The organism is Achromobacter sp. UMC46 (genome assembly GCF_014170335.1).
Classification (GTDB): Bacteria; Pseudomonadota; Gammaproteobacteria; order Burkholderiales; family Burkholderiaceae_B; genus Achromobacter.
The window spans coordinates 760,605-781,620 of the sequence record NZ_LZZS01000004.1 but is presented as its reverse complement, the minus strand read 5'-3'; the positions used below and the strand labels follow the sequence as shown (position 1 = coordinate 781,620).

The 21,016-nt window shown below is 66.0% G+C and carries 18 protein-coding genes; 13 read left to right on the top strand and 5 right to left on the bottom strand.

The genetic code is table 11. From position 1 onward, the window contains the following. Positions 1 to 8: 8 nt before the first annotated feature. The 4 genes from pgi to A9973_RS06565 all read right to left on the bottom strand — a co-directional run bounded on the left by pgi (position 9) and on the right by A9973_RS06565 (position 6,595). On the bottom strand, positions 9 to 1,676 hold the full coding sequence (gene pgi, locus A9973_RS06580; protein ID WP_183012923.1) for a glucose-6-phosphate isomerase: 1,668 nt from the start codon (positions 1,674 to 1,676) through the stop codon (positions 9 to 11). 13 nt (positions 1,677 to 1,689) lie between these two features. After that, positions 1,690 to 3,093, bottom strand: a complete 1,404-nt coding sequence (locus A9973_RS06575; RefSeq protein ID WP_183012922.1) for a phosphomannomutase/phosphoglucomutase — start codon at positions 3,091 to 3,093, stop codon at positions 1,690 to 1,692. A 20-nt stretch (positions 3,094 to 3,113) separates the two neighbouring features. Further along, positions 3,114 to 5,375, bottom strand: a complete 2,262-nt coding sequence (locus tag A9973_RS06570; protein ID WP_183012921.1) for a GNVR domain-containing protein — start codon at positions 5,373 to 5,375, stop codon at positions 3,114 to 3,116. 83 nt (positions 5,376 to 5,458) lie between these two features. Next, the gene (locus A9973_RS06565; RefSeq protein WP_183012920.1) at positions 5,459 to 6,595 is read right to left on the bottom strand and encodes a polysaccharide biosynthesis/export family protein; all 1,137 of its coding nucleotides are present in this window, start codon (positions 6,593 to 6,595) and stop codon (positions 5,459 to 5,461) included. A 242-nt stretch (positions 6,596 to 6,837) separates the two neighbouring features. Between A9973_RS06565 and A9973_RS06560 the strand changes: the two genes are divergently transcribed. Genes A9973_RS06560 through A9973_RS06500 form a run of 13 tightly spaced genes read left to right on the top strand, consistent with a single transcriptional unit; the run spans position 6,838 to position 20,130 of the window. After that, a complete protein-coding gene (locus A9973_RS06560) occupies positions 6,838 to 8,247 on the top strand; it encodes an undecaprenyl-phosphate glucose phosphotransferase (protein ID WP_183012919.1) in 1,410 nt (469 codons plus the stop codon). 52 nt (positions 8,248 to 8,299) lie between these two features. Further along, positions 8,300 to 8,752, top strand: a complete 453-nt coding sequence (locus tag A9973_RS06555) for a GDP-mannose mannosyl hydrolase (RefSeq protein WP_183013185.1) — start codon at positions 8,300 to 8,302, stop codon at positions 8,750 to 8,752. A 5-nt stretch (positions 8,753 to 8,757) separates the two neighbouring features. Then, a complete protein-coding gene (locus A9973_RS06550; protein ID WP_183012918.1) occupies positions 8,758 to 10,188 on the top strand; it encodes a mannose-1-phosphate guanylyltransferase/mannose-6-phosphate isomerase in 1,431 nt (476 codons plus the stop codon). Next, complete coding sequence (locus A9973_RS06545) at positions 10,175 to 10,585, top strand: VanZ family protein (RefSeq protein WP_183012917.1); 411 nt, start codon at positions 10,175 to 10,177, stop codon at positions 10,583 to 10,585. The genes A9973_RS06550 and A9973_RS06545 overlap by 14 nt, the downstream gene beginning before the upstream one ends. Positions 10,586 to 10,595: 10 nt before the next feature. Beyond that, positions 10,596 to 11,705, top strand: a complete 1,110-nt coding sequence (gene gmd, locus A9973_RS06540) for a GDP-mannose 4,6-dehydratase (RefSeq protein ID WP_175174023.1) — start codon at positions 10,596 to 10,598, stop codon at positions 11,703 to 11,705. A gap of 6 nt (positions 11,706 to 11,711) precedes the next feature. After that, positions 11,712 to 12,674 carry a GDP-L-fucose synthase gene (locus A9973_RS06535; protein WP_183012916.1) on the top strand — a complete coding sequence of 321 codons (963 nt, stop codon included), beginning with the start codon at positions 11,712 to 11,714 and terminating at the stop codon, positions 12,672 to 12,674. A 32-nt stretch (positions 12,675 to 12,706) separates the two neighbouring features. Beyond that, entirely contained in the window at positions 12,707 to 14,023 is a 1,317-nt protein-coding gene (locus tag A9973_RS06530) for an oligosaccharide flippase family protein (RefSeq protein ID WP_183012915.1), read from the top strand. 22 nt (positions 14,024 to 14,045) lie between these two features. After that, positions 14,046 to 14,948: a glycosyltransferase family 2 protein gene (locus A9973_RS06525; RefSeq protein ID WP_183012914.1), complete on the top strand. Its 903-nt coding sequence runs from the start codon at positions 14,046 to 14,048 to the stop codon at positions 14,946 to 14,948. Positions 14,949 to 14,976: 28 nt separating this feature from the next. Further along, positions 14,977 to 16,281: an O-antigen ligase family protein gene (locus A9973_RS06520; protein WP_183012913.1), complete on the top strand. Its 1,305-nt coding sequence runs from the start codon at positions 14,977 to 14,979 to the stop codon at positions 16,279 to 16,281. Beyond that, on the top strand, positions 16,274 to 17,401 hold the full coding sequence (locus tag A9973_RS06515; RefSeq protein WP_183012912.1) for a glycosyltransferase: 1,128 nt from the start codon (positions 16,274 to 16,276) through the stop codon (positions 17,399 to 17,401). The genes A9973_RS06520 and A9973_RS06515 overlap by 8 nt, the downstream gene beginning before the upstream one ends. 43 nt (positions 17,402 to 17,444) lie before the next feature. Continuing rightward, positions 17,445 to 18,302 carry a glycosyltransferase family 2 protein gene (locus A9973_RS06510; RefSeq protein WP_255469043.1) on the top strand — a complete coding sequence of 286 codons (858 nt, stop codon included), beginning with the start codon at positions 17,445 to 17,447 and terminating at the stop codon, positions 18,300 to 18,302. Next, positions 18,299 to 18,859 carry a putative colanic acid biosynthesis acetyltransferase gene (locus A9973_RS06505; protein ID WP_183012910.1) on the top strand — a complete coding sequence of 187 codons (561 nt, stop codon included), beginning with the start codon at positions 18,299 to 18,301 and terminating at the stop codon, positions 18,857 to 18,859. Before A9973_RS06510 ends, A9973_RS06505 begins: the two co-directional genes overlap by 4 nt. After that, a complete protein-coding gene (locus tag A9973_RS06500; protein ID WP_183012909.1) occupies positions 18,856 to 20,130 on the top strand; it encodes a glycosyltransferase WbuB in 1,275 nt (424 codons plus the stop codon). The genes A9973_RS06505 and A9973_RS06500 overlap by 4 nt, the downstream gene beginning before the upstream one ends. Before the next feature lie 59 nt (positions 20,131 to 20,189). Here the strand turns inward: A9973_RS06500 and A9973_RS06495 are convergent, their stop codons facing one another. Beyond that, positions 20,190 to 20,888, bottom strand: coding sequence for a response regulator transcription factor (locus tag A9973_RS06495; protein WP_255469042.1), 699 nt, complete (start codon positions 20,886 to 20,888; stop codon positions 20,190 to 20,192). Positions 20,889 to 21,016: the final 128 nt, after the last annotated feature.

Here is a 21,016-nt window from a genome sequence, read left to right as displayed (position 1 = left end):
CGCCCCCGTCAAAGATGGGCCGCCACGCCCGGCACCCACGCGTGCCGCGAACGCGGCGCCTGGGCATGGCCGCGATAGCGGTCGATCCAGTACGACGTGGACGCGTCATGGCCCCAGTCCACCACCCCGGCCGACACCGGCACGGCCAGTTCGCGTTCGATGCCGGTGGCCAGGCGCTTGCCCAGTTCCACGCCCCATTGGTCGAAGGGGTTGATCCCCCAGACCACGCTTTGCACGAATACCTTGTGCTCGTACAGGGCCAGCAGCGCGCCCAGCCCGCGCGGGTCCAGCTGGCGCAGGACGATCAGGGTCGACGGCCGACCGCCCGGATGCACCATGTGCTGCGCCAGGCTCAACGCGCGTTCCTGGTCGTCGATGTGCGCCACGTCCAGTAGCGCCTGCTCCAGGCACTTGCCGCGCAGCAGCGCCTGCCGCTGCGCCAGGCAATTGGCCAGCAGCATACGGTGCGCGTCGGGGCTGTCGGCATGGCCTTGCAGGCTGGCGATGAAGTCGACCGGCGCGCCATCTTCGCTCTGGTGCAGCCATTGGAAGAACGTGTGCTGCCCGTCGGTGCCCGGCATGCCCCAGATGATGGGGGCCGTCGGCACGCCGACCGCCGCGCCGTCGCCGGCCACGCGCTTGCCCAGCGACTCCATTTCCAACTGCTGCAAGTACGTCACCAGATGCAGCAGCCGCGCGCTGTAGGCGGCGATGTTCAGCGAGTTGTGGCCCAGCACGCTGCAGTTCACCAGCCCGGCCAGCGCGAGCTGGATCGGCGCATTGGAGGCGAACGGCGCCTGCTGGAAATGCTGGTCCATGGCCTCGGCGCCTGCCCGCATGCCGATCAGCACGTCGGCGCCTACCGTCAGCGCGATCGACAGCCCGGCGACCGACCAGACGGAATAGCGTCCGCCCACCCAGTCGCACATCTTGAACACCTGGCTGGCCGGCACGCCCAGCGCGCGCGCGGCAGGCGCGTTCGCGGTGACTGCCGCCAGGTGCTCGGATACGTCGGTCACGCCGCCCTGCTTGAGCCAGGCGATGGCGGCCCGCGCGTTATGCAGCGTTTCGGACGTGGTGAAGGACTTGGACGACACCACCACCAGGCACCGGCGCGGGTCCAGCCCCGCCACCGCGTCGTGCAAGGCATGGCCGTCGATGTTGGACACGAAACGGATCTGGCGCCGCTGCGACGGCCCGCCGAACGCCTGGATGGCCAGCCGGGGGCCCCAGTCGCTGCCGCCGATGCCGATATGCAGCACGGTGGAAAAATCCGCCGTCTGGTCCACTTTGCGGACGAAATCGGTCATGCGCGAATACTCGCAGACGGAATCCGCGTCCTGGCCGTCCGGCTGTTCCCGCGTCCGGCCGGCTCGCAGCGCCGTATGCCAGGCAGGTTTGCCTTCGGTCCAGTTGACCGGGTCGCCCGCGAACAGCGCATGGCGCGCATCCGCCAGGCCGCGCGCCTGCAGCAGGTTCAGCGCCGCCGCCTCCAGGGCCGGGGACTGCCGCTGCATGGTCAGATCCACGCACAATCCTGCCGCCTCGATCACTTTCAACGTGCCGGCATCCAATCCGGCAGTTTGCGCAGCGTGCGCGAACGCCTGCCACTCGGGGCTGTGCGCCAGGCCGGAATTCGCCCTTAACGCCTCAATCGCATAGTTGGCCTTACCCATCGCGTGATGCTCCTTAGAACGGTAAACGAACGTGAGGTGCAATGCGCCGGAACGCTTTGCGGAAGTCCTCCTCGATACGGGCCAATGCGGCCACGGTGTCTCCTTCGAAACGCAAAACCACCGTCGGCGTGGTGTTGGAGGGACGCGCCAGGCCGAAGCCGTCGGCATAGTCCACCCGGATCCCGTCCAGGTCGTTGATGGATATCGCGCCAGGGAATTCGCCCTGTGCGCGCAAGGTCTCCACCAGTTCGAACTGTTCGCCTTCGGCGGTGTCCAGCTTGATTTCAGGGGTAGCGCAGGATTGCGGCAGGCTTTCCAGCAAGCCCGACGGGTCCGGCGCCGACGACAGAATCTCCAGCAGCCGGGCAGCCGCGTAGATGCCGTCGTCAAAGCCGTACCAGCGCTCTTTGAAAAACATGTGGCCGCTCATCTCCCCAGCAAGTAGCGCGCCCGTCTCGCGCATCTTGGCCTTGATTAGGGAATGCCCTGTCTTCCACATGGTGGCGCGGCCGCCCGCCTCGACGATGGCGCGCGCCACATGGCGGCTGCATTTGACGTCGTAGAGGATCTCGGCGCCAGGGTTGCGCGCCAGCACGTCGCGCGCGAACAGGATCAGTTGACGATCCGGCCAGATGATCTGTCCCGATTTCGTCACCACGCCCAGCCGGTCGCCGTCGCCGTCGAACGCCAGACCCACTTCGCAGTCGGAATAGCGCAGGCAATAGATCAGGTCTTGCAAGTTCTGCGGGTCGGCCGGGTCGGGATGGTGCCCGGGAAATGAACCGTCCACTTCGCAGAACAGTTCGGTCACGTCGCAACCCAGCGCGCGGAACAGCGCCGGCGCCACCGCGCCCGCCACGCCGCTGCCGCAGTCGATGGCGATCTTCATCGGCCGCGCCATGCGGATGTCGCCGAGCAGCCGGGCCGCATAGCACGGCTGGATCTGCATCTGCGTGCGCCCGCCCGATACCGCGGCCGATTCGATCGGCAAGCGCATCGCATCGCGCAGCGCCGTGATGCCTTCGCCGTACAGCGACGCGCCTTCCAGCACGATCTTGAAGCCGTTGTGCGCGGGCGGATTATGGCTGCCCGTGACGGCGATGCCCGCGCCCGTGTCCATCAGGCGCGTGGCGAAATACACCATCGGCGTGGTGGCCATGCCGATGTCGATGACGTGCATGCCGGCCGAGCGCAAGCCCGCCTGCAGCGCGGCCGCCAGCTCCACGCTGCTGATGCGCCCGTCGCGGCCCACCACGATCGAGCGCGCGCCCTGCTCCCGCGCCTGCGTGCCCGCCGCCATGCCCAGGCTGTGGGCGAAGCGCGCATCGATTTCGTCCGGCACCGTGCCGCGTATGTCGTAAGCCTTGAAAACCGCATCCAGAATTTGCGGGGTATCCCAGCCAAAAGTTCCGTGCATGCCAGTTTCTCCGGGTGGCGTTACTTGGGGCCGTTCTGTTTGAAATCGCCGTAATACGCCGCACGTGAATACCGGTAGCTTCCATACTTGGAGCGGAAGCCGAAACGCTCAGGCATGAGCTTGAGCCCGTTGAACAGCACGCCATCCACTGGCGCGCCCGCCTGGATCAGCCGCTTGGCCGTTTCGCGGATCTCGCCCACGGTGTTCATGCCGGAGCGCACCACCACCATGACCGCCGCCGCATGCGTGCCCACCACAGCCGCGTCGGGCGACGACAGCACGGGCGCCGTATCCAGGATCACCATGTCGTACTGCGACGCCAGCTCGCGCAGGGTGGCGCCGAAGATCGGCGAGGCCAGCAATTCCGAGGGATCGAAGGTCACCGCGCCCGTGGCGATGAAATCCACGCCTTCGGATACGCTGTGCTTGCGCACGCGGGCCAGCGGGATCGTGCCCGACAGCACTTCGAACAGGCCGTCTTCCTTGGGCACGCCGAAATAGCGGTTCAGCTGGCCCTTGCGGAAGTCGGCGTCGATCAGCAGCACGCGCTTGCCCACGCCGCCCTGGATGAAAGCGAAGTTGGCCGACAAGAACGACTTGCCCACGCCCGCCACCGGACCGGTGAACATGACCATGTTGTTGGCGGACTGGCGCAACGACGCCTGCAGCACATTGCGGAACGAGCGCAGGCTTTCGATGGGTGGCGAGTTGCCCTGGCTTTGCGCCAGCAGCGCGGACACGGTGGCATTCTTGCGCCGGCTGCGGCGCCACAGCTTGTCCTGCATGTCGCTGTACGGAATGGCGGCCAGCACCGGCAGGCCCGTGTAGCGCTCGACGTCCTCGGGTTCCGACAGCCCGCCGAACAACGCGTTGCGGACAAAGGCGCACAGCATGCCGAAGATCAGGCCGATGACCGTGGCCACGCCGATGATGATCGCGGCCTTGGGGCGCACGGGGCGGTCGGGTTGCACGGCAGCATCCAGGATGCGCACGTTGCCCACCTTGCCCGCGCGGATCAGACGCAGCTGCTGCGCGTTGTTCAACAGGCCCGTGTAGAGCTCGGTGTTGACGCGCACGTCGCGCACCAGGCGCACCACGTCCTGCTCCAGGTCGGGCAACTGCTTGATGTTGTTGCCGATGCGGCTGACATCGCCGGAGAGCGACGTAATCTGCCGGTCGATGGCCACGATGCTGGGGTGCGTCGGCGCAAATCGCGTGATCAATTCCTGACGCTTTGCGCGCAGCTCCATCACCTTGGTCTGCGCATCCACCGACTGCGCCAGGATCAGTTTGGCTTCTTCGCTCAGATCGATCGTGCCGCGCTTGTTGCGCAAGGCGTTGTACTTGGTCTCGGCCGCGTCCAGCTCGCCCTTCAGGATAGGCAACTGCTGTTCGAGGAACGTCAGCGACTTCTCGGCCTGGGCCGACTTGCGGTTCACGTTCTGCTGCACATACTCCTGGCCGATCTGGTTCAGCACCGCGGTGGTCAGCGCGGGGTCGTTGCCTTCGAGCGAAACGCCGATCACACCCGAGGCGCGCCCGCGCTCGAAAATGCCCAGATGCGATTGCACGTCTTCGATGGCCGCCAGGCGGGAACTGCGCGACACCGTGAACTCGGTGCCGGGACGGCCGGCCAGCGCGTCGATGTGCACATCCATCGCGCCGCCGCCGGGGAGCAGGAAGTGTTCGGGCTTGCCGACGGTGCCATTGAACGCGGCGCCCGTGAACTTGTCGGTCAGCGTGTAGCGGCCTTCGCCCAGCGCGGTCACGCGAAAGGGCTTGCCCAGCCATTCGTTGGGCACGTCAAGCTGCGAGATCGCGATGGACTCCCCGCCCCACGCGTACCCGCCACGCGGCAGGCTGCTCGGATACGGCAATGATTCGTAGCGCTGCGCCAGCCATTCGCCCACCACGGGGAAATAGCGCGGCTTGGCGTGGATGTAGAGCAGGAACTTGTCGACGGCCGGGCCCACGACCATGCGTGAACGCAGCACTTCCATTTCGCCAGAGGTCTCGGCCTTGGTGTCGAACATGGCGGAGACGTCGCCCAGCAGGCTGCGCGCCTGGCCATTGGGCATCTCCTCTTCGACCTGGACGATGATGTCGGCCGAATAGACCGATGGCGTCACCATCACATAAGCCAAGGCGCCGAAGAAGGCGAGCAAGGTGATCGCGATGATCATCCACCGGTTCGACACGATGGCGTCCACATGCGAGGACAACGGGGTTTCCTGCTGGCGAGCCGGGACGTTCGGCTCGAATGATTCGATGGGCAACGACATGCAGCTCTCCAGACGTGGGCGCCGCCGCGGTCGCGGCGCCCCCAAAGGCGTGGTTTAGGGTCTGGCGACCCCAGAAAGGCGGACTAGTTGATCGATTTCACGGTCTGTACCGTTTGCGCGCTCGGGAACAGGTTGCTGATGAAGCGGTTCCACCGCACCAGCGCTGCCGTATCCACGAACACGACGTCTTTGGGTTCCAACTCGAACTTCGCACCTACCGCCAGAGCCTGCGGCGACTTGGAGTTCAGGTGGAACACCTGCGGCGTCGCTTGCTCGGTACTGCGGACCACAAACACTTGCGACGCGTCGGCCGTGAGCTGGTTCGGTCCTCCCGCCATGCCCAGCGCCTCGGTCAATGACATGCGTCCGTCGCGCATCACCACCGTGGTGGGCAGGAACACTTCGCCCATCACGAACACCTTGCTGTCGTCGCGCGGCGTCACACGAACGATGTCGCCCGACTTCAGCATGACCTGATTCAAGTCCTGGCCACGTTCGATCAGCGCGGGCAGGTTCACGCGGGTACGGCGGCCATCGCGAATCACATAGACAGCGCTGCGGTCTGCGGTGGGCAGCAAGCCTCCCGCGCGGTTGACCGCTTCAAGCAGAGTCATCGGAATGTCGTTGATCGCAACCGTGCCCGGCAACTTGACCTCGCCTTCGACGTAAACACGCTTGCTGCGATAGCCAAGCACGCGTACCGTGATTTGCGGATCCTGGATGTACTTGCCGGAACTATTGACTATGAGATTGCGCGCCTGAAGTTCCGTCAACCCCGCCACTTTCAGCAATCCCGCATAGGGAAATTGGATATATCCAGTGGATGAGACCGTATAGCCCGGAATGCCCGAGGCGGTATCCCCCATGATTAGTTCAGTCACCCCTGTCCCGATGGCGTAGGTTTGCGTCGGAAGGACGAGTTCGGGGTGATCCCAGACCACGATAGAGAGGATGTCCCCGGCGCCGATGCGGTAAGGCTCGACGCTGCCGACCAGGCGGTCCACGCCATCGTTGTCGATCAATGCCTGGCGGGCGCGCAGGTCGTCCACGACCAGCGATGGCGTGATTTCCTTGATCGGCGCCACGGAGTTCGGATCCAGAGGATCTACGAGGTGGTCGGCGTTGAAGGTCATACCGGGAGAGAGGGCGCAAGCGCCTAGCGAGGACACGAGCGCGATAGCGGCGATGGCTCGGCTCAACGTTCCGAAAAATGTCGTCATGGCAAATCCACTGTGAATGACTTCGTTGCTTGGAATGGAGCCCGATGCGTAACGGGTTGCGACATTCCACTCTCTTTTCGAAGCCCCGCACATTCGACGGATGCCCTAAGCCTTCTCCTACATCGTTTGGAGGTTTCGGGTACGCCTTGCACTCAATAAGATTTCGTCGGTAGCCCCATGTTTTGCGGCAGTGCATCGTTTTTTCCGGCCGCAAGAAGACTCCCCACGAACAGGAGTGCGCGATGGACCCGTCCAACACGGACACGTCGGCAAGATTCAGCGGGACAAGCTATCTGTACCGCTTGCTCGACGCCGCGATCGTCATCACCTGCGGCCTGACTGCCACCGGCTTGAAATTCTCGGACGATGCTCTGGCGGACCCGCCGCAGATCCATCTGTTCCTGATCTATTTGTGCGGCCTGGGCGTCATCGCCCTCTTCCCGGCGTTCCGCCTGTATGTGTCCTGGCGGGGCCGCCTGCTGACGGATCTGGTCGTGCGCAGCCTGATGGCCTGGGCCACGGTGTTCGCGCTGGGCATTCTTGTCAGTTTTCTCATGCATCAGACCGCCGCGATATCCCGCATGTGGGCGGCTACCTGGTTCGGCATGGCCGCCTTGACGCTGACGGGCGTGCGCATCGCCGTGTATGCGGCGCTGGGCGCGGCGCGCGACCGCGGGCTGAACAAGAAGAACGTCTTGCTGGTGGGATTCGGCGCGCTGGGCCACGACCTGTGGCGCCGCGTAGAACGGTATCGGGGCGCGGGCTACAACGTGGCCGGCATCTACGCCGAACCGCACGAAAGTCTGCCGCCGCAAGTCCGCCGCCTGCATGACCTGGACAATCTGCACGCCTTCGTCCACGAGAACAACGTGCGGGAGATCTGGATCGTCCTTCCGATGGAGGCGGGCCAGGAATTGCGCGAAGTGCTGTACCACTTGCGCAACGACCTGGTGGATATCCGCTGGATCCCCGATGTGATGTCGATCCAGCTGCTGGGCCACCGCATCGGCGAATTCCTGGGACTGCCCGCCATCCAGTTGAACAGCCTGCCGGCCGCCGGCGTGCGCGGCTGGGCCAAAGAGGTCTTCGACCGCGGTTTCGCCATTTGCGCGCTGATCGGGCTGTCGCCGCTGATGATCTCCATCGCCCTGATGGTGAAGCTGACGTCCCGTGGCCCCGTTTTCTTCACCCAGCCGCGCCTGGGCGTGGACGGCAAGGTGTTCCACGTCTACAAGTTCCGCACCATGACCGTGCACCAGGAACACGGCACGGTGACGCAGGCGACCCGCAACGATTCCCGCATCACCCGAATCGGCGGCTTCCTGCGGCGTACCAGCCTGGACGAGCTGCCCCAGTTCCTGAACGTGCTGATGGGCGACATGTCGGTGGTCGGGCCCCGTCCGCACGCGCTGGAGCACAACGAAATGTACAAGGACCTGGTGCAGCGCTACATGATGCGCCACCGGGTCAAGCCGGGCATCACGGGCTGGGCCCAGGTCAACGGGTTTCGGGGGCAGACGGACACGCTGCGCAAGATGAGCGACCGCGTCGAGCACGACATCTACTACATCCAGCATTGGACGTTCCGGATGGACCTGCTGATCATCGCCCGCACGGCCGTGTCAGGATGGACGGGCCGCAATGTCTACTAAGCCTTTGGGATGGCCCGGACACGTCGCAGGCGCCCATGGCGCCTGCGGCGGCATGCTGGCGCAGGCCGACTTCCGCCAGGCGGTGGAGATGCTGCCGCTGGTGTCCATCGACCTGCTGCTGCGCGACGCCAGCGGCCGCTACCTGACGGGCCTGCGGACCAATCCGCCCGCCCGGGGCGCCTGGTTCGTGCCCGGCGGCCGCATCCGCAAGAATGAGTCCCTGCGCGACGCCCTGCGGCGCATTGCCCGCGACGAACTGGGCCTGCCTATCGCGGCCGAGGCCTGGACGCCGCGCGGCGTGTACGAACACTTCTATGGCACCAATTTCGCGGGTGAAGCCGGACGCTCCACCCATTACGTCGTCCTCGCCTACGAGGCCGAATTGCCGTTGGACACCGCTTGCCTTCCGCAGGCCCAGCACCACAGCTACCGCTGGCTGCCTGCCGAAGAGATCGCCGCCGACCCCGGCGTGCATCCGTACACCCAGGCCTACTTCAAGGAGTGAGCGCCATGACGAATCCCCCTCCCCCCTACCGGGCTGTCATTCTTTGCGGCGGCTCCGGGTCGCGCCTGTGGCCCCTGTCGCGTGAATTGCTGCCCAAGCAGTTCATCCGTTTGACCGATGCCCGCAGCCTGTTGCAGAACACGCTGCTGCGCCTGACGTCGGCCGGCGCCCAGGCCAAGCCGATGCTGGTGTGCAACGATGCCCACCAGTACATCGCCGCCGAACAGGCGCTGGAGCTGGGCATCAAGGACGCCGAAGTGATCCTGGAGCCCTTCGCGCGCAACACCGCGCCGGCAATCGCCGCGGCCACGCTGCGCGCCATGCGGGACGGGGAAGACCCCATCATGCTGATCATGCCGTCGGACCACGTGCTGGAAGACGGCGAGGTGCTCAGCGCCGCCTTTGCCGACGCGTACGAGGCGGCGCGCCAAGGCGCGCTGGTGACGTTCGGCATCACCCCGACCGCGCCGCTCAGCGGCTACGGCTATATCCAGTCGGAAGAACCTGGCGCCATGGCGCCGGCCCGGCGCGTGCGCCGCTTCGTGGAAAAGCCGTCGCCGGAAGTGGCGCAACGCTTCATCGAGGATGGCGGCTACTACTGGAACAGCGGCATGTTCGCCTTCCAGGCCTCGGTCTTCCTGTCGGAAATGGCGCGCCTGGCGCCGAAGATGCTGGAACAGGTGCAGGCCGCCGTCGCCACCGGCCATGGGGATGGCGGGCTGTTCCACCTGGACGGGCCGGCGTTCGAGGCTTGCCCCAGCGATTCGATGGATTACGCCATCATGGAACGCACGGACAGCGCCGTCGTCATCCCGCTGGCCGCGTCGTGGAGCGACGTGGGCGCCTGGGACGCCGTCTGGGGCATCGCCCAGAAGACGGTGGACGGCAATTCCACCACGGGCGACGTCACGCTGGAGGATTCCCGCAACTGCCTGATCCACTCCACCAGCCGGCTCGTCGCCTCGGTAGGGCTGGACGACATCGTGGTGATCGAAACCGCCGACGCCGTGCTGGTGGCCCATAAATCCCGGTCGCAGGACATCAAGCGCCTGGTCGAAGTCTTCAAGACCCAGCACCGGTCCGAACTGAACCACCACCGCGAGGTCCAGCGCCCATGGGGGTCTTACGACTCAGTGGGCCACGGACCGCGCTATCAGGTCAAGCGCATCACGGTGAAGCCGGGCGCGCGCCTGTCGTCCCAGATGCATCACCACCGGGCCGAACATTGGATCGTGGTGTCGGGCACGGCGCGCATCTACAACGGCGACAAGCAGTACCTGCTGACCGAAAACCAATCGACCTACATCCCGCTGGGCGAAACCCACAGCCTGGAGAACCCCGGGAAGATCCCGCTGGAGATCATCGAGGTGCAGTCAGGCGCGTATCTGGGCGAAGACGACATCGTGCGCTTCCAGGACATGTATGGCCGGGTCTGACAAGGTGCCGGCCCCTCCGTTCTGGCGGCCGGAGCTGGCACGCGTCTGCGTGCCCGTGGCGGGCGTGTTCTTCGCCGTGCTGGTCGTCGTGGGGAACTTGCCCGGCCTGGCCGCCGACATGTCCGACGCTTTCGGCGACAAGCGTCTGCACCTTGTGGCTTACAGCTTCCTGACTGCATTGATCTATTTGTCGGTCAACCGGCGCCCAGCCCTGGTGGCCATGCTGGCCGCTACCGCATTGGGTGCGCTGGATGAATCAATCCAGTCCTTTTTTCCCTACCGACAGGCTGAACTCTTAGACCTTTTGGCCGATATCTTGGCGGCAGGTGCAACAGTAATCTCACTGCACATTGGTTCCGCAGCCTTCGGCTCCTTTCGTGAAGTCACTAAGTCTTAAGGATACAACCATGCCAAAACGGGCACTGATTACCGGCGTTACCGGCCAAGACGGGGCCTATCTGGCGGAGTTCCTGCTCGCCAAGGGCTATGAGGTCCATGGCATCAAGCGGCGCGCTTCGCTGTTCAACACTGCGCGCATCGACCACCTGTACCAGGATCCCCACGACCAGCCGCGCAACTTCGTGCTGCATCACGGCGACATGACCGATTCGTGCAGCCTGATCCGCATCGTGCAATCCGTGCAGCCGGACGAGATCTACAACCTGGCCGCGCAGAGCCATGTGGGGGTCTCGTTCGAAGAGCCCGAGTACACCGCCAACGCCGACGGCCTGGGCACCTTGCGTCTGCTGGAGGCCATCCGCATCCTGAAGCTGGAAGAGAAGGCGCGCTTCTATCAAGCCTCCACGTCCGAGCTGTACGGACTGGTTCAGGAAACGCCGCAGAAGGAAACCACTCCCTTCTACCCGCGCAGCCCCTACGCCGCCGCCAAGCTCTACGCCTATTGGATCAGCGTGAACTACCGCGAAGCGTATGGGATGTACGCCTGCAACGGCATCCTGTTCAACCATGAATCACCCAAGCGCGGCGAGACTTTCGTCACCCGCAAGATCACCCGCGGCCTGGCGCGCATCGTGCTGGGCCTGCAGGAATGCCTGTACCTGGGCAACCTGTCGGCCTTGCGCGACTGGGGCCACGCCCGCGACTACGTCGAAATGCAGTGGCTGATGCTGCAGCAGGACACGCCGGAAGACTACGTCATCGCCACGGGCATGCAGTACAGCGTGCGCGAATTCATCAATACGGCGGCGCGCGAGCTGGGCATCCTGCTCGCCTGGGAAGGCGAAGGGCTGGAGGAGACGGCTACCGTGCTGTTCTCGCCGGTGCATGACATCAAGCCTGGCCAGGTGATCGTGCGGGTCGACCCGCGCTACTTCCGCCCGACCGAAGTGGAGACCCTGCTGGGCGACCCCACCAAGGCGCGGGAAAAACTTGGCTGGTCGCCGCGCACGACGTTCGCGCAGCTGGTCAAGGAAATGGTGGAGAGCGACCTGAAGGATGCGCGCCGCGACGCGCTGGTCGAACAGAACGGCTATGAAATCTACGCCTACAAGGAGTAGTCCGCCATGACGAACCTGGAGCAACGCGTGTTTGTCGCCGGCCATCGCGGCATGGTGGGCGCCGCGATCACCCGCGAACTGCAACGCCGCGGCTATCCGCAGGTGCTGACACGCACCCGGACCGAGCTGGACCTGGAAAACCAGAACCAGGTGCACCGCTTCTTCTCGACCACGCCGGTCGATGTGGTGTATCTGGCCGCCGCCCGGGTAGGCGGCATCCTGGCCAACCAGAATCATCCGGTCGACTTCCTCTACAAGAACCTGATGATCCAGTGCAACGTGATCCGCGCCGCCTATGCGGCCGGCGTGCGCAAGCTGCTGTTTCTGGGTTCGTCATGCATCTACCCTCGCGAGGCGCCGCAGCCGATCCGCGAAGACGCCTTGCTGACTGGCCCGCTGGAAGCCACCAACGAGCCCTACGCGATCGCCAAGATCGCGGGCCTGAAGCTGTGCGAAGCTTATCAGCGCGAGTACGGCGCGCGCTTCATCTGCGCCATGCCGACCAACCTGTATGGTCCGCATGACAACTATGACCTGCACAGCAGCCATGTGCTGCCGGCCCTGATCCGCAAGTTCCACGAGGGCCGCGAAGCGGGCCAGGAAAGCGTGACGATCTGGGGTACGGGCACGCCATTGCGCGAGTTCCTTTATGTGGACGACCTGGCCCAGGCCTGCGTGACGCTGATGGAGCATCCCGACGCCGAGGGCATCTACAACATCGGCGCGGGCAAGGACATATCCATCGCGGACCTGGCGGCGCTGGTGGCGCGTGTCGTGGGTTACCACGGACGCGTGGTCTACGACGCCAGCAAGCCGGACGGCACGCCGCGCAAGCTGATGGATTCGTCGCGCATGCAGGCGCTGGGCTGGCAACCGGGCATTTCGCTCGTCGACGGCATCACGCTGGCCTACGGGCATTTCCTGCGCGAACGCGCCGACCAACCCCGACAGGCGCTGCCCGTGGCCTGACGGCCGCGCCAGCATGAACGACAGGCTACCCGATGTTTGGACTCGTCAGGAAACACATCGCCGGCAACGCTTCCTTCTGGGGGCTGGTGGAATACGGCATCGGCCCGGTCGCGGCGCTGGTGGCTCTGCCCATCCTGTTCCGCCAGTTGGGCACGGTGGGCTTCGGGCAGTATTCGATGATCATCGCGCTGGCCGGATTCGGCAATGCCGCCAACCTGGGCGCGGCCGTGACCGCGACCAAGCTGGTGTCCGAAAGGATGCACGAGCCGGGCGGCGCGTACCGTGCGGCGGGCGTCAGCATGTCGCTGATCGGCTGCGCGCTGGGCGTGGTCACGTTGGCCGCCGTGCTGCTGTGGGCGGTCGTCGGCCTGGCCTGGCCCGCCGCGACCTTCGGCGGCGTGGCGGTGACGCTGCTGGCCATGCCGGCGCTGGCCATCTATCTGACCCAGCAGTATGACCAACTGTTCTCGGGCTGCCTGAAAGGGCGCGAGGATTTCCGCGCCACTGCGTTGTGCGAGGTCTTCAGCCGTTCCGGCACGATGGCGCTGGCCTGCGCCACGGCCGCGCTGACCGCCTCCCCCACCTGGACGGGCCTGGCCCAGGCGTTCGGGCTGCTGGTCGCCGGCACCGTGAAGATGCGCGTGTTCTCGCGCGCCTACGGGCGGGTGCTGGTGCGCCCGGTGCGCGACCGCTCCGCGATGATGGACGCGTTCAAGTTTTCCCGCTGGTCCTGGCTGAACAGCCTGAGCGCGCTGGCGTTCGGCTCCGTGGACCGCGTGCTGGTGGGCAGCCTGATGGGGCCGGCCGCGCTGGCGATCTATACGGTCGGCGTGCAGGTCGGCCAGATCATCCATACCGCCGCGGTGGCGATCTTCCAGAAGGCCATGCCGCGCATCAGCCGCCTGTCGGTGTCGCCGCCATATACAGGCGCCGCCGAACGCGAGATCCGCCGCATGATGCTGTGGAACCTCGTGCTGTCGGCCAGCGCCACGCTGGCGGTCCTGGCCGTGAGCCATCCGCTCTTGAACCTGCTGCTGGGCGACAACGTGGCCACCGGCCATCTCGCCACCTTCCGGCTGCTGATCGTGGCCTCAGGGCTGTTGTCCCTGAATGCCGCGGCGCACTTCTCGCTGCTCGGCCTTGGGAATTCCCGCGCGGTCGCCATCCTGAACGGCTTGGGCGGGCTGGCGATGCTGTGCGTCATGGCGGGATTGGTACACGCGGCGGGCGAGCACGCCGCGGCCTGGGGCCGCATGGCCTATGCGGCGATCACGCTGGCCGGCGTGGCACTCGCCATCCGTCAATCCCGCCCCGACTTCCCGGGCGCATTGCCAGCGGCCACCCGATAACCCCAACATGTTGAGGTCCTACATGCGCAAGCGTCATAACGAGTACTCACGTCAGCTCATCGACTTCGTCCGCGAGCTCCGCCCGCCCGCGCCGATCGCCGGGGGCCTGTTGCCCAAGGTGACCATCGTGACCCCCTCGTTCAACCAGGCCAAGTTCCTGGAACGCACCATCCTTTCCGTGCTGAACCAAGGCTATCCGCGGCTGGAGTACATCATCATCGACGGCGGGTCGACAGACGGCAGCGTGGACATCATCCGCAAGTACGAGCGTTACCTGACCTATTGGGAAAGCACCCCGGACCGCGGCCAGTCGCATGCCATCAACAAGGGGTTCGAGCGCGCCACCGGCGACTACGTCGGCTGGCAGAATTCCGACGACCTGTATTTTCCGGGCGCGCTGCGCAAGCTGGGGACGGCCGCCGCGCGGGGCCGCGCGCCGATCGTCAGCGGCAACCTGTTCGTGGCCGACGCCAACAACCAGATCTTCCGCAAGATCCACTACACGCCGGTCAACCGCGGCACGCTGACGGTGGTGAAGGCGTCGATCCCCAACCAGTCGGCCATCTTCCGCCGCGACCTGCTGCGCAAGTACGGGCTGCTGCAGGAAAGCATGCGCTACTGCATGGACCTGGAGCTGTGGAGCCGGCTGCTGCGCGAAGGCAAGAACCTGATCGTGCCGGACGCGCTGGGGGTCTATACGGCGCATGACGAGACCAAGACCGCCCTGATGCAGGACGTGCTGCTGGAAGAACGCGAACAGATCGTGACCCGCATCCGGCGCACCGAACCGGGGCTGGGCCGGCTGTTCGAACTGTCGTGCCGCGCATCGAAGGTGGCCGCGCACGCCCGCCAGGGAGACCTGTCATACCTGTTCGAAAAGCTGACCACCAAGATCTTCGGACGCGACGACTGGGCCGCGCACTAGGGCCTGTGAACACTAAACGGAGCTTCGCATGAGCCCGCACCGCCGACTCTCCACCCTGCACTTGCTGGGGCTGTTCGCGTTCACGGCCCTGGCCCTGAACGACGACCGCTTCATCCTGGGCGTGGGCAGCTTCAAGCTGTCGCCCTTCGACGTGCTGTTCGTCGCCATGCTGGCCGTCAAGGCGCTGCGGCTGGCCGAACCCAGCGCCTACGCCTTGCCGCGCGGGCTGCTGGGCGCGCTGCTGGGTTTGCAGGCGATGTCGGTGATCTATCTGCTGCTGGTGTCGGCCCACCACCCCGGCATCGAGACAGGGGATGTGGCGCGCGACCTGCGCATCGTGTTCTATTTCCTGTGCACGCCGTTCCTTTGCTACAAGGACATCGACAGTCCCGCCGCCTATGCCGTGCTGCAGAAGTACATCGTGGCGGCCTGCCTGGCCGTCGCCACTCTGATGCTGCTGGAGCAAGTGCAGGGTTTCAGCGTATCCAACCCGCTGCGCAACGTGCGGCTGGGCGTCTGGGCCATTCCGTTCGGCGTGGTGTCGCTGCTGTACTTCCGCCGCACGTTGAACGTGTCGGGCCCCAAGGCCTATGCCCTGACGGTGTACATGCTGCTGGCGCTGGTGTTCTCGCTGAACCGCAGCCAATACCTGCAGTTGGCGGTGTCGGTGCTGATCGCCGTGCTGCTGGGTTCAAGCCCCGAGATCCGCCGCCGCGCCGTGCTGATCTTCGCGCCCGCCGCCGTCGCCGGCGTACTGGTGTTCGCCAGCATCGGCTACCTGGACGTGCTGGCCAACCGCATCTTCAGCGTCGAAAAACTGGACGAGGATTCCAGCTATGGCGCGCGCATCCAGGAAATGCAGGGGCAGATGGATTTCTTCGCCGAAAGCCCGGTGTTCGGCAAGGGCGCCGGTTTCCGCAGCTGGGTGATGGGCGAAAACGGCTTCGAGCTCAGCACGTTCGCGCACAACTCCTGGGCGTTCTACCTGATGAAGTTCGGCGTGGTGGGCACCATCATGATCATGCTGCCGCCGCTGCTGATCCTGCTGCTGACGCTGCTCAAGCGCTACCACCATCCCGGGCTGGAGATGCACCGGCGCTATCTGCTGGCGACCGCCCCCATCTACATCTTCATCGATTCGCTGTCGGGCGGTCTGGCGTATGCGCCCAAGACCGCCTTTACCGGCTTCCTGCTGTGCTATTGCCTGTCGCTGATGCGCAATGCGCAGATCATGCCCGTGCCGCATGCCGAGACGCCGGCCGCGCCGTTCACCCCCAGCCACCGCCCGGGCGCCGCGCGCCAGGCGCTACCGCGAGTGATTCCCCATGCCTGATGTCTTGTTTGTCGCGCCGGACCTGCACGGCGGCGTCGGAAGATGCGTCGCCTTCATCGTGGATGCGCTGCCCGAACAGGGCGTGGATTCCGCGCTGTTCCTGCTGCGCTCGCGCAACCGCGAATATCCGGTCGGCAACCCGAAGGTCACCCGCGCGCTGCCGATCATCGAATCGCCCACCAAGCTCAGGCTGATGCTGCCGCTGGCGTTCATGCGCCTGGTTGCCCAGATCCGGCGCGACAAGCCCGCCATCGTGTGCTCGCACGGCTTGTTGTGCAACATGCTGGTCGTCCTGGCCAGGAAGTTCCTGGGCGGCACCTTCCGGACCGTTGCGTTTGAGCACAGCAGCCCGGCCATCCATTACGGCGCGTCCCGGATGCGGCGCCTGAAGTGCTGGCTGGTCAGCCAGACGTACCGCCGGCACGACGCCGTCGTGGGCGTATCGCGCGGCGTGAAGGAAGACCTGGTCAGCATGTTTCCGCCGCTGCGCGGCAAGGTCCACACCATCTACAACGGCGTGCCGCTGGACAACGTGCGCAGGCAAGGCGCCCAACGGCCCGAAGGCGACGCCAAGACGCCCTATCACGTGGTGGCCGTCGGGCGGCTGGAAGCAGTGAAGGACTATGCCACCCTGGTCGATGCCGCCGCGCTGCTGGACGACCCCGGCATCGCGTTCACCATCCTGGGCGAAGGCTCCGAGCACGCGGCGCTGCAAAAGCGCATCGACGAACGCCCGTCCCGCACGTCCGTCACACTGGCCGGCCACATCGACAACCCGTTCCCCGTGATCGCGGGCGCGGGCGCCTTCGCGCTGACCTCCATCCGCGAAAGCTTCGGCAATGTGCTGGTCGAAGCGCTATGCCTGGGCGTGCCGGTGATCTCCACCGACTGTCCCCATGGGCCGGCCGAAATCCTGGACGCCGGGCGCTACGGACTGCTCGTGCCGGTGGGCGACGCGGCCGCACTGGCGGATGCCGTGCGCCGCCTGGCCTACGACGGCAGCATCCGCGAACAACTGGCCGCCCAAGGCCCCGAACGCGCCGACGCCTTTTCCCTGGAGCGGCACTGCCGCAACGTCATTGCGCTATTCCAGCCGCTGATGCAACGCGGCACGCCCTGAACAGGACAGCATCATGCAGAAAATACCGGTTTCCGTAGTTGTCATGACGAAGAACGAGGAACGCAACATCACCAAGTGCCTGAAGGCGCTGGGGGAGTTCGACGAAGTATTCGTGGTGGACTCCAACAGCACCGACGCCACCTGCGCGATGGCCGCGGCGCTGGGCGCCCGCGTCTCGAACTTCCAGTGGAACGGCAAGTACCCCAAGAAGAAGCAGTGGTGCCTGGAACAACTGCCGTTCTCGCACCCGGTCGTGCTGTACGTGGACGCCGACGAGGAGATGACGCCCGGGCTGGCCGCCGAAATCCGTGAAACGCTGCCGCGCTTCGCAGCAGGCGCGGGCGGCGCCTTCGTGCCTTTCGACTACGTTTTCTGCGGCAAGAAGCTGGAACACGGCCATCGCGTCTACAAACTGGCGCTGCTGGCGCGGGACCAATCCCGCTTCCTGGACTACGACGATCTGGACGTGGCGCACATGTGGGAGGTCGAAGGCCACTACCAGCCGCAAGTCCAGGGCGAGACCTTCGCGCTGCGCCAGCGCATGGTGCACAACGACCACGATTCGCTCTTCCACTATTTCGACAAGCACAACCGCTACTCGGACTGGGAAGCCAACCTGCGCACCAAAGGCCTGATGAACGATCCGCGCGAGGCCAACGTGGGCGCGCGCGCGCTGCTCAAGCGCATCTTCCAGGCCATGCCGTTCAAGGCGCCGATTTCTTTCCTGCATTCCTACGTCTTCCGCCTGGGATTCCTGGACGGCAAGGCCGGCTACGACTACGCGGTGGCGCGCGCCATGTACTACTGGCAGATCCGCATCAAGACCGAAGAGCTGCAGAAGGCGCGCGAGGCCCGGGCGGGCGACACGCAGGCCGATACCGTGGCGGGGGCCGCCAAATGAGCACGCTTCAGCAACTGGACCGCTTTGCGCTGGCCCCGGGCCAGCGCGGCCGATCCGCGTTGACCGTGCAGCTATGGTGGATGGTGCAAGGCACGGTGTTCCGATGGTCACCCCAGGTGGCCTATGGCTTTCGCCGCTGGCTGCTGCGCTGCTTCGGCGCGCAGGTGGGCCGCAAGGTGCTGATCCGGCCGACCGCCACGGTGACCTATCCGTGGAAGGTCCAGATCGGCGACTACGCCTGGATCGGCGACGACGCCGTGATCTACAGCCTGGGGCCCATCCATATCGGCGCGCACGCCGTGGTGTCGCAACGCAGCTACCTGTGCGCCGCCGACCACGACGCGGGCCGGCCGGATTTCCCGTTGCGCGAACGCGCGGTGCGCGTCGAGGACGGCGCCTGGGTGGCGACGGACGTGTTCGTCGGCCCCGGCGTGACCATCGGCCGCGAGGCCGTCGTGGGCGCGCGCAGTTCGGTGTTCCGCAACATGCCGGCCGCGATGGTGTGCCACGGCAACCCCTGCCGGCCCGTCCGCCCCCGCCTGCCGACACCGCCATGAAGATATTGATCTACGGCATCAACTACGCGCCGGAACTGACCGGCATCGGCAAGTACAGCGCCGAAATGGCCGAATGGCTGGCCGCGCGCGGCCACGACGTCAGCGTCGTGACCGCGCCGCCCTACTACCCGCAATGGCAGGTCCACGACGGCTACCGCGCCGGCCGCTACCGCAAGGAGCAGCGCGCCGGCGTCACCGTGCGCCGCACGCCCCTGTGGGTGCCCGCCCGTCCCGGCGGGCTGAAGCGCCTGATCCATCTGGCAAGCTTCGCCGTGTCCAGCCTGCCGTCGCTGCTGCGCGCGGCGGCCGGCCGGCCGGACCTTATCCTCGTGGTGGAGCCGGCGCTATTCTGCGCGCCCGCCGCCTGGCTGACGGCGCGATTGTGCGGCGCGCGCGCGTGGCTGCACATCCAGGATTACGAAGTCGATGCGGCATTCGAGCTGGGCCTGCTCAAGGGCGCCGGCCTGCGGGCGCTGGTCAGGCGGGCGGAACGCTGGCTGATGCGCCGCTTCGACCGCGTGTCAACGATTTCGCACCGCATGCTGGACCTGGCGCTGGCCAAGGGCGTTTCGCCCGAGCGCGCGGTGCTGCTGCCCAACTGGATCGACGTCAACGCCATCACGCCGCGCGCGGACGGCGGCGACTACCGCGCCGAGTTGGGCATTCCCGCGGACGCGGTCGTCGCCCTGTACTCCGGCAACATGGGTGGAAAGCAGGGATTGCAGACGCTGGCCGGCGTGGCGCGGCTGCTGTCCGGCGACACGCGGCTATGGTTCGTGTTCTGCGGCCAGGGACCCGAGCGCGCACCGCTGCAGGCGCGTTGCGAAGGGCTGCCGCGCGTCGTGTTCCTGGATCTGCAACCTGCCGCGCGGCTGGGCGCGCTGCTCAATACCGCGGACATCCACTTATTGCCGCAACGTGCCGGCGCGGCCGATCTGGTCATGCCGTCCAAGCTGACGGGCATGCTGGCCAGCGGCCGGCCCGTCGTCTGCGGCGCCGCGGCCGGCACCGAGCTGGCCGCCGTCGTCGCGCAATGCGGGCTGCTCGCGCCGCCCGAGGATGCCGATGCCATGGCGCAGGCCGTGCGCACGCTAAGCGACGATCCCCTGGCCCGGGAAACCCTGGGCGCTTGCGCTCGCCGCTATGCGCTGACCCATCTGCACGTGGACGCGGTGCTGGCCGCGGCCGAGCGCGAGTTCGCTGCGGTGGCGGGCACGCCCGCCAAGACGCCCGCTCCATTGAAAACGCCGACGCGCGAGGGCGACATCTGAAGCAAGGCGCCTTTGATCGGGTGAAGCGCGCTTCGCCCGATCAAAGGCGTCCGTACGCATCACTTGCCGTCTAGCCTGCCGTCAGCCCTGACCTCGGCCTTGAGGTCTGCCTTGACCGGCGCCGGCGTGCCCGCGCTTCTGACCAGCCCCATCTGCACGGCGATATAGGCCGCCTCGGCCTGGTTGCGCGCGTTCAGCTTCCAGTACAGCGTGCGCGCGTGGCTCTTCACGGTCGCCACCGAAATACCGACCTGCTGGCCGATCTCGCGCATCGTCTTTCCCTGCACCAGCAGCTGCAGTATTTCTTCCTGCCGCTGCGTCAGTTCGCGCAGCTCCTGCGCAGGCGCGTGCGACACGTTCTGGGGCCGGCCGGCGGGTTGCGGATAGCACTCGCCGCCCGCCATCACCAGGCTTACCGCCGCCGCCAGCGCATCAGGGCTGGACGCCTTGGGCAGATATCCCGCTACGCCGGTCCGCGCGCACACGCCCATGACAGACGGGTCCAGCACGGAGTACAGCACCAATACCAGGCGCGGCATGAAGAAAGCCATCGACTGGGAAATAAGCCCGATGTCCTGCTCGGCCATGCCGCTGCAACCGACGACCAGCAATTCCACTGGGCGGTTGATCGAACTGGACATGTTGAGCAGGTGGGCTGGCGAAATGGCCAGGATGTCGTCGGCGTTCCGGACACGTTCCAGCACATGCTGAATTGCGACGCGAAGCAGAGCGTAGTCTTCGATCAGTACGGTTGTCATCCCGGGAGGAACCTTGTGACGCATGGCCCATACACGGTTCCCGCCACACCGGCGCACCACGCTGCCAAGGCAGGTTCGGGGTGGTACGCCGGCATGACGGGAATCTCGTCCGCGCTATTGGATCGCTA

Bases quoted from the DNA above. Each gene is read 5' to 3' on its own strand.
- gmd (WP_175174023.1), top strand. From the start codon at position 10,596: ATGCCAAAACGGGCACTGATTACCGGCGTTACCGGCCAAGACGGGGCC.
- A9973_RS06510 (WP_255469043.1), top strand. From the start codon at position 17,445: ATGACGAAGAACGAGGAACGCAACATCACCAAGTGCCTGAAGGCGCTG.
- A9973_RS06530 (WP_183012915.1), top strand. From the start codon at position 12,707: ATGTTTGGACTCGTCAGGAAACACATCGCCGGCAACGCTTCCTTCTGG.
- A9973_RS06545 (WP_183012917.1), top strand. From the start codon at position 10,175: ATGGCCGGGTCTGACAAGGTGCCGGCCCCTCCGTTCTGGCGGCCGGAG.
- A9973_RS06505 (WP_183012910.1), top strand. From the start codon at position 18,299: ATGAGCACGCTTCAGCAACTGGACCGCTTTGCGCTGGCCCCGGGCCAG.
- A9973_RS06560 (WP_183012919.1), top strand. From the start codon at position 6,838: ATGGACCCGTCCAACACGGACACGTCGGCAAGATTCAGCGGGACAAGC.
- A9973_RS06525 (WP_183012914.1), top strand. From the start codon at position 14,046: ATGCGCAAGCGTCATAACGAGTACTCACGTCAGCTCATCGACTTCGTC.
- A9973_RS06515 (WP_183012912.1), top strand. From the start codon at position 16,274: ATGCCTGATGTCTTGTTTGTCGCGCCGGACCTGCACGGCGGCGTCGGA.
- A9973_RS06565 (WP_183012920.1), bottom strand. From the start codon at position 6,595: ATGACGACATTTTTCGGAACGTTGAGCCGAGCCATCGCCGCTATCGCG.
- A9973_RS06500 (WP_183012909.1), top strand. From the start codon at position 18,856: ATGAAGATATTGATCTACGGCATCAACTACGCGCCGGAACTGACCGGC.
- A9973_RS06570 (WP_183012921.1), bottom strand. From the start codon at position 5,375: ATGTCGTTGCCCATCGAATCATTCGAGCCGAACGTCCCGGCTCGCCAG.
- pgi (WP_183012923.1), bottom strand. From the start codon at position 1,676: ATGGGTAAGGCCAACTATGCGATTGAGGCGTTAAGGGCGAATTCCGGC.
- A9973_RS06495 (WP_255469042.1), bottom strand. From the start codon at position 20,888: ATGACAACCGTACTGATCGAAGACTACGCTCTGCTTCGCGTCGCAATT.
- A9973_RS06575 (WP_183012922.1), bottom strand. From the start codon at position 3,093: ATGCACGGAACTTTTGGCTGGGATACCCCGCAAATTCTGGATGCGGTT.
- A9973_RS06555 (WP_183013185.1), top strand. From the start codon at position 8,300: ATGCTGGCGCAGGCCGACTTCCGCCAGGCGGTGGAGATGCTGCCGCTG.
- A9973_RS06520 (WP_183012913.1), top strand. From the start codon at position 14,977: ATGAGCCCGCACCGCCGACTCTCCACCCTGCACTTGCTGGGGCTGTTC.
- A9973_RS06550 (WP_183012918.1), top strand. From the start codon at position 8,758: ATGACGAATCCCCCTCCCCCCTACCGGGCTGTCATTCTTTGCGGCGGC.
- A9973_RS06535 (WP_183012916.1), top strand. From the start codon at position 11,712: ATGACGAACCTGGAGCAACGCGTGTTTGTCGCCGGCCATCGCGGCATG.